We start from the raw sequence: 12430 nt of genomic DNA, 5'->3' as shown, positions 1-12430 counted from the left end.
AGAATGTCGTGATCTTGCCAAGAGATTCATCACCTGCTGTTTCTCGTGGAGAAATCGCAGTTCAGCGAATGCGCGGCGGTAAACATTCACCGGCTGACAGGGAAACATCGCGCATCGTGACGGCCGCGATTCATTGGGGGTTGGAATGGAAATTCGCGTTCTCGGTCCGGTCGACATCTGGCGTGACGGCCGTTCGGTCACGATCGTCGGGCCGAAGCAACGGACCCTGCTGGCCGTCCTGGTCCTGGAGGCCAATCGGGTGGTCTCCCACGATCGGCTCCTGACCGCTCTGCGGGGTGCGAAGATCCCGGCCACCGGCCAACGGCTGTTGCACAACCATCTGTGGTCACTGCGGCGTCTACTCACCGATGACAACACCGTGGTGAGCATGCCCACCGGCTACTCGCTGCGTCTGCGACCGGGTGCTTCCGATCTTGACGTGTTCGTCACCGAGACGACACTGGCTCGCTCCGCTCTGGCCGCGGGTGACGCCTCCCGGGCCGCGGAGGGATTCCGCCGGGCTCTGGCGCTGTGGCGCGGCACCGCACTCGGCGGTACGCACCCCGAACTGCAGGCGACGGAGGGGTCGGCCCTGGAGGAGCAACGCCTCGCCGCGCTCATCGGCCGAGTCGAGGCCGACCTTATCTTGGGGCGTCATCCCGAGTTGATCGGTGAACTGCGCCTGCTGGTGACCGAGCATCCGTTGAACGAGAGGTTGCGCGGCCAGTTGATGCTCACGCTCCACCGCGCCGGCCGCACGGCGGAGGCGCTGGAGGAATTCAGGGCCGGCCACCGGCACTTCCGCGACGAGCTCGGCCTGGAGCCCGGAGAGGAGCTCGCCCGCATCCACCAGGCGATCCTGTCCGGAGAGTCCGCCCCCAAGGCTGCCACGACGGAACATGTTCCCGCCGCACACGTGCCCCGGCAGTTGCCCGCCGACATCACGCGCTTCACGGGCCGTACGGAAAAGCTGCGTCAGCTGGACATGCTCCTGGTCGAGAAGGAGGACACGCCGACCGTGGTGATCTCAGCTATCGCGGGCACCGCCGGAGTCGGCAAGACCGCTCTGGCGACCCATTGGGGGCACCGGGCATCTGCCCGGTTCCCGGACGGACAGCTCTACATCAACCTGCACGGCTACTCGCTGGGACGGGCCACCACCGGGGCACAGGCACTGGACCAGATTCTCCGCGGACTCGGCGTGGCCGACGACGAGATCCCGCACAACGTCGACGAACGCGCGTCGCTCTACAGGTCGCTGCTGGCGGGCAGGCGGATGCTCATCGTGCTGGACAACGCCGCCACACCCGACCAGGTTCGCCCTCTGCTTCCCGGTTCCTCACCCTCCAGAGTTCTGATCACCAGCCGCGACACCCTGCGAGGTTTGTCCGTCACACACGACGTACGCGGCATCTCACTCGATGTGCTGTCGCCCGGTGAGGCGATCGCGTTGCTCAACGGCCTCCTGGGCGGAAGCGAGGCGGCTCACGAGGCGGAGGTGATCAGCGAACTGGCCCGGCTCTGCGGATATCTGCCGCTGGCACTGCGGCTGGCGACGGCCCAACTCGCGGGCAGGTCCCCCGCCCGGGTCAGGGAATTCGTCGCCAAGCTTCAGCAGGAGAACCGGCTGACCGTCCTGGATCTCAAAGAGGATCCGGAGATCGGTGTCCGCTCCGCGCTTGAGTTGTCCTACCGGAGCCTCACGACACCGGTCCGGCGGATGTTCCGGTTACTCGCCGTGCATCCAGGGCCGTCCATCGGGCCGGACGCCGCGGCCATCCTCGCCGACATGCCCGCCGAGGACGCCACAGCGGCGGCCGAGACGCTGGTCAACGCACATCTACTGCAGGAGGACGACGAGCGGAGGCTGTCGATGCACGACCTCGTGCGTGTCTACGCGGAGGAGCGGTGCGCCGATGACGAGGCCGTGGACGACCATGAGAACGCTCTGACGAGAACGCTCGACTGGTACCGGCACTCGGTCTTGAAAGCCATGGACCATCTGTCGCCCGCGGACACCACCTTCATGGCGATCACCCCGATCGACGGGACGCCGGACTTTTCGGGCTTCGACGAGGCGATGGCCTGGCTGGAACGAGAGCACCACACTCTCGTGGCCGTGATCGTCCATGCCGCGCGGCGAAACCGGCACACCCACGCGTGGCAGACCTTCACCAGGTTGTCGTGGTTCTTCTACTCGAGGAACCACCTCGACGATCTCCTCACGACAGGCGAGATCGCGCTGTCCTCCGCCCGCCTGATCGGTGACCGCGCCGGCGAGGCCGAGATCCTGAGTGACCTCGGCTACGCCAAGATGTTCACCGGACGGTACGCCGAGCATCTCGACCACCAGCAGAAGGCGTTGGAGATCTGGCGTGCCTCCGGCGACCGTATGGGGGAGGCGAAGGCACTACGGCATGTGAGCTACGCCTTCCAGTTGGCCGGACAACCCGCCAGAGCGATCGAACTCGGCGAGCAGTGCCTGGAGCTCGCCCGCAACATCGGGGCTCGGGTCGACGAGTTCGCCATGATGGACACCCTGGCGATCAGTTACTTCTTCATGGGCAGGCTCGACGAGGCGGCAGAGGTCCTGTCGAAGTGCCTGACCGAATGGCGTGAAGCCGACAGAGAATACGACGAGGCATACTGCCTCGTGCAACTGGGCCTCGTCCGGGGAAAACTCAAAGAGTCGGCGACCGCCCTGGACTGCCTCCAGCAAGGATTACTGATGGGTCGCGAGCAGGGCAACCAGCGGATCGAACTCGATGCTCTCAACGGCATCGCCGTAGTTCTGCGGCAGGAGGGACGTTACCGCGAAGCCTTCGAGCGCCATGGGACGGCACTTACCCTCGCGAAAACCCTGCAGGACAAATCGATCGAGAGCGAGATGCTCAGCAGCCTCGCGAACACCTGTCTCGCGAGCGGAGACGCCCAAACCGCCCTGGAGCACTACCGAAATGCCGCCCGCTACGCCGACGAGGCGGAGGACGTCTACCAGCGGGGATTCTCCCACGAAGGGCTGGGCAATGCGCTGCGAGCCCTGGGGCGGACGGATGAGGCCGTGGAGCACTGGAGGACCGCGCTCGACATATGGGCGCCCATGGGTGCCCCCCAGGCCGAAGAGGTCGCGAAGCGTATGCACGAGACCTATGTGAACTGACGGCATTCGTGTCATGCCGGGCGACGACTGTGACCGTGGTGTTCGTACGCTCAAGCCGCGTGACACGTCCGCGGTCGTTGCTCAGGCAGTAAGCAGCAGCGCCGTCACCGTGGCGGTCACGCCCACCACGGCCAGCGCCGTCCCGGCCAGGACGAACGTGACCATCGGCACCCGCACTCCCCTGCGGCGGCACCACTCGAACCACAGCAGGGTGGCGAGGGAGGCCCACGGGGTGATCACCGAGCCGGCGTTGGTGCCGATGAGCAGGGCGAGCAGCAGGTCCCGGTCGCCCGGGGGGATGGCCTGCTCCACGACCGTGTAGGCGGGCAGGTTGTTGATCAGGTTGGACAGCACCGCGCCGACGGCCGCGACGCGGTAGGCCCCGTCGCCTCCCGGGCCCCCGGAGGTCCCGACGAGGGAGCTCATTACCGAGGCCAGGCCGTACCGGCTCAGGGTGGGCACCACCAGGAACAGACCGACGACGAAGACGAGCAGCTGCCAGGGGAACAGCGCGAGGGTGAGCTTCGAGCGGTCGCGCCAGGCGAAGGCGGCGATCATCAGGGCCGCCCCGGCCAGGGCGGCGAACTGGATCGGCAGCTCCAGCAGGATCGCGGCGACGAACAGGACGCACGCCGAGGCCGCGATCCTGAACAGCACCGGGTCGGCGACCGGCCCGGGGGTCGGCGGGTCGTAGCGGACGGCACCGCGCCGGCCGCGGCGCCAGAAGAACACCCACAGGAAGACCATGGTGACCGCGATGGAGACGAGCTGGGGAAGCCAGAGCCGCCCGGCGAACTCGCGGGCGGACATGCCGAGCCGTTCCACGGCCAGCAGGTTCGTCAGGTTCGACACCGGCAGGAGCAGGGCGGCGGTGTTGGCCAGCCAGAGGGTCGTCATGGCCAGCGGCAGCGCGGCGATCCCGGTCCTGGCCGCGAGGGCGAGCATGACGGGCGTCAGCAGCACCACCGTGGTGTCCAGGTTCAGGAAGATGGTGACCACCGAGGCGAAGGCCGTGCACAGCAGGAAGAGCGCGACGTGGTTTCCCCGCCCCACCGCCGCCAGCCGGATCGCGATCACATCGAAGAGCTGGGCCTCCTTGACGAGGTCCGCGAGGATGATCACCGCGCCGAGGAACAGCAGGATCGGCGCGATCCGCTCCATCTCGCTCCAGGCCTCCCGTACGGGAAGCAGACCGGTCGCGACGAACAGGAGGCCGAGGCCAAGCAGTCCGAAGCGGATCCGGTCCAGAACGCTCAATCTCCGCAGCACATCGGACATGGTCGCACGCCTCACCTGCGCGAACCGGTCCAGGGGTGATCGCGCCCGGATGTCCGCGCGGGCGGTGAGGTCCCCGGGAGGTCGTCCGGCCCAGGCGGGTGCGGAGGTCCACCGAGATGGTTTCCGAGATCGGGGGCCGCGTACGGCCCTCCCGCTCAGGCGGGCACCGAGCCCCGCTCAGAGGGCCTTCGCGCTCAGACGGTGGCGCGGGCCGTGAGGTCGGCCCAGATACCGTCCATCCGGGCCTCCAGCTCCTCCAGGGTCCCCTCGTTCGGGACGACGATGTCGGCGATCTCCAGCCGCTCCTCGCGGGTCGCCTGGGCCGCGAGCCTGGCCCTGGCGTCCTGCTCGCTCATGCCGCGCAGCTCGACCAGCCGGGCGACGCGCACCTCGTCGTCGGCGTCGACGACGATCACCACCTCGTACATGGGGGCGAGCTTGTTCTCCGCCAGCAGTGGCACGTCGTAGATCACGATGCTGCCGGGAGCCGCCCGCTCCTGCAGCTCGGCGACCCGCGCGCCGACGAGCGGGTGGACGATGGCGTTGAGCGAGGCGAGTTTCTCGGAGTCGGCGAAGACGATCGAGCCGAGCTTCTCCCGGTTGAGTGAGCCGTCCTCGCGCAGGACCTCCGTGCCGAAGACCCCGGTCACGCGCGCCAGCCCGGGGGTGCCCGGCTCGACCACCTCTCTGGCGATCTTGTCGGCGTCGATGACCACGGCGCCACGGGCGCCCAGCCGCCGGGAGACCTCGCTCTTGCCCGACCCGATGCCACCGGTAAGCCCCACCTTCAACATGATCCGCAGCATACGCCGTACGGGCCGCGTTCCGGCGCGGTCGGCGACGGGGCTCCACCTCGGGTCGCCGGGCCTGGGCCCGCCGTTCATCCCGTCGTGCGAGGCGGTCGTCTCCTCGGCGGGGGGCCGAAATCGCCCCTCACCATGCCCGCCGGCTGACGGCCCCGGTGGCCCCCGGCGCGCAGGCAGGAATCACCCCTCGCCATGCCCACCGGTTGGGTCCCGACAAGCGAGCAGGAATCGATCTTCACCGCACCCCCGGCTGACGATCCCAGCGGTGCATCCCGACAAGCGGGCAGGAATCGCCCCTCGCGGCGCCGGAGGTCACGTCTGCCGCCCTTCAGGACGAGATGCTCACTTGGCACCGATCGGCGTACGGAAACGTCTCTGAGGCCCTCACAGCTCCCTGCGCATGTGCACCAGGGTCAGGTGGTCGGTCATCCGCTCCCGGCGCGTCTCGCGGTAGCCGTGGCGGCGGTAGAGGCGGAGGTTGCCCTCCGACAGGTGGCCGGTGAACAGGTCGAAGGCGAGTGCCGTGGCGGCCTCGTCGTGCAGGGCCGCCAGCAGGGCTCCGCCGACGCCCGCGCCCTGCCGGTCGGGGGCGACCACCAGGCGGCCTACCAGGCAGGTTGTTCCGGACATCCGGCCGCGGACCGCGCCCACGATCCTCGCCCCGTCGCGGGCGACGAGCACGGTGGCCGTCTCGACGGCCTTGCGGACCTGGGCGATGGACTCCACGAGCGGCGCGATGAACGGGTCGCCGTAGAGCTGGGCCTCGCCCACGTAGGCCGCGCGCTGCACGGTCAGGATCTCGCCCGCGTCCTCGGGTTCCGCCCACTCGATCACGGTCACGGCGCCACCCTAGCGGCGGGACGAGAGGCCGGGCGACGGGAAGACCCCGCCGGAAACGCGGGAAAGGGCCCCGCCGGAGCGGGGCCCTTCCGTCGATCTTCTACCGCGTTGTCAGCGCCGTCGGCACCGTCAGTTCTGGCCGCCCGCGAGCTTCTCGCGCAGAGCCGCGAGAGCCTCGTCGGAGGCCAGGGCGCCCGCCGCCGGAGCGGAGGAGCCACTGCTGCTGCTGGAGGCACCGGTGGAACCCGTGGACGGGGTCTCGCCGGAGTAGGACGTGGGGGCAGCCTCGCCCGCCTCGGCCTCGGCCTTGCGGGCCTCCTCGACCTGCTTCTTGTGAGCCTCGAAGCGGGTCTGAGCCTCGGCGTACTGCCGCTCCCACTCCTCGCGCTGCTTGTCGAAGCCGTCGAGCCACTCGCCGGTCTCGGAGTCGAAACCCTCGGGGTAGATGTAGTTGCCCGAGTCGTCGTAGGTCGCCGCCATGCCGTAAAGCGTGGGGTCGAACTCGACGTCGGCGCCGATCGCACCCTCGTTCGCCTGCTTGAGCGACAGCGAGATCCGGCGGCGTTCGAGGTCGATGTCGATGATCTTCACGAAGATCTCGTCGCCGACCTGAACGACCTGCTCGGGAATCTCGACGTGGCGCTCGGCCAGCTCGGAGATGTGGACCAGGCCCTCGATGCCCTCCTCGACGCGGACGAACGCACCGAACGGCACCAGCTTGGTGACGCGACCCGGGACGACCTGACCGATCTGGTGGGTGCGGGCGAACTGCTGCCAGGGGTCTTCCTGCGTCGCCTTGAGCGACAGGGAGACGCGCTCGCGCTCCATGTCGACGTCGAGCACCTCGACGGTGACCTCCTGGCCGACCTCGACAACCTCGGAGGGGTGGTCGATGTGCTTCCAGGAGAGCTCGGAGACGTGGACCAGACCGTCGACGCCGCCGAGATCGACGAACGCACCGAAGTTGACGATCGAGGAGACGACGCCCTTGCGGACCTGACCCTTCTGCAGGGTGTTGAGGAACGTCTGGCGAACCTCGGACTGGGTCTGCTCAAGCCAGGCACGGCGGGACAGAACCACGTTGTTGCGGTTCTTGTCGAGCTCGATGATCTTCGCTTCGAGCTCGCGGCCCACGTACGGCTGGAGGTCGCGGACGCGCCGCATCTCGACCAGGGACGCCGGCAGGAAGCCACGCAGGCCGATGTCGAGGATGAGACCACCCTTGACGACCTCGATGACCGTGCCGGTGACGATGCCGTCCTCGTCCTTGATCTTCTCGATCGTGCCCCAGGCCCGCTCGTACTGAGCGCGCTTCTTGGACAGGATCAGGCGGCCTTCCTTGTCCTCCTTCTGGAGAACAAGGGCCTCGACGTGCTCGCCAACCTCGACGACATCCGCCGGGTCGACATCGTGCTTGATCGAGAGCTCGCGCGAGGGGATGACACCCTCGGTCTTGTAGCCGATGTCGAGCAAAACTTCGTCTCGATCGACCTTGACGACGGTGCCCTCGACGATGTCGCCGTCGTTGAAGTACTTGATGGTCAGGTCGATCGCTGCGAGGAACTCTTCCTCGGAGCCGATGTCGTTGACCGCTACCTGCGGGGTGCTCGAGGTGGCCTCAGTGCTGCTCGTCATGTGTGGAGTTGCTCCGAACGCGGACAGATGTCGATGTGGCGAACGCGCGGCAGGCCTCTTACCGTCAGCCGAAGAATTGACATCGGCGTGATCGAGCGCGAGCCCACTCCGTCCGAGACACGCGCGAGCCCACAACGCAGCGATCAGCATATGAGACCAGACGGGTATGGTCAATCCAACGACTCTACGCGCCCGCGTGCCGAAAGGATAACGATCTCGCTTAATAGGCGTTGATCTTCTGCTCCCGGTTCGTTCTGATATTACCTCGAAGCCCGTGTGGGACGGAGATGCGATCGGGATCGCCGTCGGCCGTGTAGCGCTCGCGGGGGTGCTTGTTCAGCCATCCGAGCCAGTACTCGGAACACCACTTCCGGCACTCCCCCTTCCTGCCGTTGCTCTGGATCCGCTGGATCGCGCGCCAGTTGTAGTCCTTGACGAACGGCGAGACCGACGGCTCGGCGCCGGCCAGGAAGACGCCCTTGAACCGGTAGGACACACCGTGCCACTTTCCCGACTGCACGGTAGATCTTTTGTGGGGCATCGCGCCGAACGGCAGCGCCAGCGTCTCGGAGGGGGGAACCCCGAGCTTCTTCAGCAGCCGCTCGACCCTGGCGACCTGCTCGACGATCTTCTTCTTGGGCAGGCTCGGCAGATTAGGGTGGCTCCAGGTGTGGTTGGCCACCTCGAAGCCCCTCGAGGCCAGCCAGCGCACGGCCCGCTCCTGGTCCTCCTCCTCGCGCAGGCCGAACGGGTGCCGGTTGACCCAGAAGGTGGCGACGGGCCGGAAGCCGGGGTACTTCACGGCGACCTGGTAGATGATGCCGACCGCGGTGTCCTTGGCCGGGGTGCCGTCCGCCTCCAGGGCGAAGTGGCTGGGATGGCCGTCGTCGAAGGTCAGCACGACCGGGTGTTTGCCCGCCGGGATGTCCATCCTTCCGGTGGCGAACTCCCGGGCGGTGACCGGCACGTAGCCGTCCCTGGCGAGTCGCTCCAGCTCCTTGCGCATCTGGGCGGGGGTGCGGTCGATCGAGGCCAGCCTCCTGGCGGTGATCCGGTGGTACATCAGGATCGGGACCGCTCCGGCCTCGTTCGCCTTCACCTGCCGCGCGAACTCCGCCGAGGCGGTGATCGGTGGCGGCAGTTCGGCCGAGGGCAGCTCGGGCACCGGCGAGGGGGTCGCGGACGGCGGCGGGCCGGCCGTCGACGCGCCCGGCCTGGCCGCGCCGGGCGGCGCGGAGGGCGGCGGGAGCACGAGGAGCACCACCACCGCCAGCACGACGACCACCACATTGGCCAGGATGATGATCTTCGTCAGGGGGATTGGACTCCGCACAGAACTCCCGTGCCCGTCGAGCTTTTCGGCTTGGATCACCAGCCTAGAACAGACTCGGACAGGCCCGGCCAACCGGCGATGTCCGGCCTCCCGGAGACGGTCTCCACCCGCCCGGGAGTGATCGCCGACGCCCGGCGTCCTCGCAGGTGGGACCGGGGAGGCTCCCGGCGGCCGACGCCCTCACAAGTGCGTACGAGAACCGGTTGGGCAGTGCCCCCAGGAGCCCCGAGGAGGCCGTCGACGCCCCGGGGAGGTCGCCGCCGCCTGGCCCCGGCCGGGCACGCTCCGAGGAGGCCGGCGGCGCCCCGGGGAGTCACCGGCCCCGAGGGCACACCGGTTCCCGGGAGAGGAGCCTGCCGGGCACGCCCGGAGGAGGTCGACGGCGTCCCGAGAAGTCACCTCCAGAGGGAGCGGTCCCTCCGGGCGCCCGGAGGGGGCGTCGGCGTCCCGAGAAGTCACCTTCCGAAAAAGCGGTCTCTCCGGGCGCACCCTGAGGGAGTCGCCGGCCCCCCGGGGGCCGTCAGTGCCCGGCGTCCTCCCAGGTGCGGCCGACGCCCACCGAGACGGCGAGCGGGACGCGCAGGGAGTATGCGGCGTTCATACGGTCGGTGACCAGCTCCCGCAGGGTCTCCAGCTCGCCGGGGGCCACCTCGAACACGAGCTCGTCGTGGACCTGCAGCAGCATCCGGGAGCCGAGGGCCGCCTCCTTCAGCGCGCCCTGCACGTTGAGCATGGCGACCTTGATGATGTCGGCCGCGGACCCCTGGATGGGCGCGTTGAGCGCCATCCGCTCGGCGATCTCGCGGCGCTGGCGGTTGTCGCTGTTGAGGTCGGGCAGGTATCGGCGGCGGCCGAGGATGGTCTCGGTGTAGCCGTCGTTCCTGGCCTGCGCGACGATCGCGTTGAGGAAGTCGCGGACGCCGCCGAACTCCTCGAAGTACTCCTCCTTGAGCGCCCGCGCCTCGGAGACCGGGATGTTGAGCTGCTCCGACAGCCCGAAGTCGGACAGGCCGTAGGCGAGGCCGTAGTTCATCGCCTTGATCTTGGCCCGCATCTCGCCGGTGACCTTCTCCGGCTCGACGTCGAAGACCCGGGCCGCGGTGGCCATGTGGAAGTCGTGGCCGGACTCGAAGGAGGCGATGAGCGCCTCGTCGCCGGACAGGTGGGCCATGACGCGCAACTCGATCTGGCTGTAGTCGGCGGTCAGCAGGGTCTCGAAGCCCTTGCCGACCACGAAGCCCTGCCGGATGCGGCGGCCCTCGGCGGTGCGGATCGGGATGTTCTGCAGGTTGGGCTTCTCCGAGCTGAGCCGCCCGGTGACCGCCACGATCTGGTTGAACGTGGTGTGGATGCGGCCGTCGTCGGCGATCTCCTTGATCAGGCCCTCGACCGTGACCTTCAGCTTGGCCTGGTCGCGGTGGCGCAGCATGATCGTCGGCAGCTCGTGCTCGGTCTGGGCGGCCAGCCAGGCCAGCGCGGAGGCGTCGGTGGTGTAGCCCGTCTTGGTCTTCTTCGTCTTGGGCAGGTTGAGCCTGACGAACAGGATCTCCTGGAGCTGCTTGGGCGAGCCCAGGTTGAACTGCTCGCCCTCCACGGACGCGTGCGCCGCCTCGACCGCCTGCTTGACGGCGGCCCCGAACTCGGCCTCCAGGCCGCTGAGATACTCTCTGTCGGCGGCGATGCCGGCCCGCTCCAGCTCGGCCAGCACGGTGACGAGCGGCAGCTCCACGTCGCGCATGAGGTGGGTGCCGCCCAGCGGCTCCAGGAACGTCTCCAGCGCGTCGGCGAGCTCGCCGACCGCCAGGGCCCGCAGGGCGAGGTCGTGGGCGCCGTCGTCGTCCTCGGCGTCGAAGAGGCTGGCCTGACCGCCGTTGTCGGCCTCGCCGCGCAGCCCGCGCCGCAGGTAGACCCGCACGAGGTCCTCCAGCGACGAGCGCTGCCCCGGCATCGCCAGGTAGGCGGCGAGCGCGGTGTCGCAGGTGAGACCGCGCAGCTCCATGCCCTGCGCCCACAGCGCGAGCATCGGGCCCTTGGCGTCGTGCACGGCCTTGGGCCTCGCCTCGTCGGCCAGCCACGCGCGCAGGGCCGCCTCGTCGGCCTCGGTCAGCGTGGTCGGGTCGATGAACGCGGCGCCCGGCCCGCCCTTCCCCGCCCCCGCTCCCGCCGCCGCGATGGCGATGCTGTCGACGCGGCCGGTGCCGCTGCCGTACGCGCCCTTGAAGGCGAGGCCCGCGCGGCCCTCGGGCAGCGCGCGCAGCCACGGGGCCACCTCGTCGGGGCCCAGGGTGACGACCTCGACCTCGAAACCCTCCTCCACCTCGGTCTCGGGCGAGCCGATCGTCTTGAACAGCCGGTCGCGGATCTCACCGCGGAACTCCAGCGTGTCGAGGATCTTGTTGACCTCGTCGCGGTCGGCCGCGCCGATCTCCAGGCTCGTGACCTCGCGCTCCAGCGGCACGTCGCGGATCAGCTGGGTCAGGCGCCGGTTCAGCAGCACCTGGTCGAGGTGGTCGCGAAGCTTGTCGCCGACCTTGCCCTTGACCTCGTCGACGCGGTTGACCAGCTCCTCCAGCGAGCCGAACTCGCGGATCCACTTGGCCGCGGTCTTCTCGCCCACGCCGGGGATGTTCTTCAGGTTGTCGCTGGAGTCGCCGCGGATGGCCGCGAAGTCGGGATACTGCGCCGGGGTGAGCTCGTACTTCTCCAGCACCGCCTCGGGGGTGAACCTGGTCATGTTGCTGATGCCGACACGGGTCATCAGCACGGTGATCCGCTCGTCGACGAGCTGCAGCGCGTCGCGGTCGCCGGTGACGATCAGCACGTCCATGCCCTGCTCCGCGGCGCGGGTGGCGAGGGTGGCGATCAGGTCGTCGGCCTCGTATCCGGCCAGCGACAGGTGCGGCACGCTCATCGCGTCGAGCACCTCGTGGATCAGGCTCATCTGGCTGCGGAAACTGTCGGGGCTCGCGCTCCGGTTCGCCTTGTAGTCGGCGTACTCCTCGTGGCGGAACGTCGGCTCCGAGCGGTCGAAACAGACCGCCACGTGGGTCGGCCGCTCGTCGCGGAGCACGTTGACCAGCATCGAGGTGAAACCGTAGACCGCGTTGGTCGTCTGCCCCGTGGTGGTGGAGAAATTCTCCTCCGGCAGGGCATAGAACGCCCGATAGGCCAGTGAATGCCCATCCAGCAGCAGGAGACACGGACGAGTGGGGGTCGCTTCGCTCTTCGGCACACCGAAAGCCTAGTCTCCTGGTGCGACAGAAAACCTGGCCCCGCACGACTGGAGACGTCCCCTTGACCGTGACAGACCCCAACGAAGCCGCTCGGCGGATCGAGGAGGCGCTCGGCGCCTCGCACCGGAACACGCTGGTGGACCGG

Annotated in this window: 7 protein-coding genes; 1 reads left to right on the top strand and 6 read right to left on the bottom strand. The window is 68.7% G+C overall.

Annotation, left to right across the window (positions count from 1 at the left end; genetic code table 11):
- Positions 1–145 precede the first annotated feature (145 nt).
- Positions 146–3160: an AfsR/SARP family transcriptional regulator gene (locus tag OG587_RS22510; protein WP_329093328.1), complete on the top strand. Its 3015-nt coding sequence runs from the start codon at positions 146–148 to the stop codon at positions 3158–3160.
- An 81-nt stretch (positions 3161–3241) separates the two neighbouring features.
- On the opposite strand, the gene OG587_RS22505 is transcribed toward OG587_RS22510, so the two are convergent.
- From OG587_RS22505 to polA, 6 genes are all read right to left on the bottom strand, one after another.
- Complete coding sequence (locus tag OG587_RS22505; protein WP_329093326.1) at positions 3242–4417, bottom strand: SLC13 family permease; 1176 nt, start codon at positions 4415–4417, stop codon at positions 3242–3244.
- Between the two features lie 215 nt (positions 4418–4632).
- Complete coding sequence (gene coaE / locus OG587_RS22500) at positions 4633–5232, bottom strand: dephospho-CoA kinase (protein ID WP_329093324.1); 600 nt, start codon at positions 5230–5232, stop codon at positions 4633–4635.
- 396 nt (positions 5233–5628) lie between these two features.
- Entirely contained in the window at positions 5629–6084 is a 456-nt protein-coding gene (locus tag OG587_RS22495) for a GNAT family N-acetyltransferase (RefSeq protein WP_329093322.1), read from the bottom strand.
- A 129-nt stretch (positions 6085–6213) separates the two neighbouring features.
- The gene (gene rpsA, locus OG587_RS22490) at positions 6214–7719 is read right to left on the bottom strand and encodes a 30S ribosomal protein S1 (protein WP_329093320.1); all 1506 of its coding nucleotides are present in this window, start codon (positions 7717–7719) and stop codon (positions 6214–6216) included.
- A 220-nt stretch (positions 7720–7939) separates the two neighbouring features.
- Positions 7940–9052, bottom strand: a complete 1113-nt coding sequence (locus OG587_RS22485) for a polysaccharide deacetylase family protein (protein ID WP_329093317.1) — start codon at positions 9050–9052, stop codon at positions 7940–7942.
- 520 nt (positions 9053–9572) lie between these two features.
- On the bottom strand, positions 9573–12284 hold the full coding sequence (gene polA / locus OG587_RS22480; RefSeq protein WP_329093315.1) for a DNA polymerase I: 2712 nt from the start codon (positions 12282–12284) through the stop codon (positions 9573–9575).
- Positions 12285–12430: the final 146 nt, after the last annotated feature.

The sequence above is a fragment of the Streptosporangium sp. NBC_01469 genome (assembly GCF_036227305.1).
Taxonomy (GTDB): Bacteria; Actinomycetota; Actinomycetes; order Streptosporangiales; family Streptosporangiaceae; genus Streptosporangium.
This window is presented reverse-complemented; position numbering and strand designations above follow the sequence as displayed.

Bases quoted from the DNA above. Each gene is read 5' to 3' on its own strand.
- OG587_RS22510 (WP_329093328.1), top strand. From the start codon at position 146: ATGGAAATTCGCGTTCTCGGTCCGGTCGACATCTGGCGTGACGGCCGT.
- coaE (WP_329093324.1), bottom strand. From the start codon at position 5,232: ATGTTGAAGGTGGGGCTTACCGGTGGCATCGGGTCGGGCAAGAGCGAG.
- rpsA (WP_329093320.1), bottom strand. From the start codon at position 7,719: ATGACGAGCAGCACTGAGGCCACCTCGAGCACCCCGCAGGTAGCGGTC.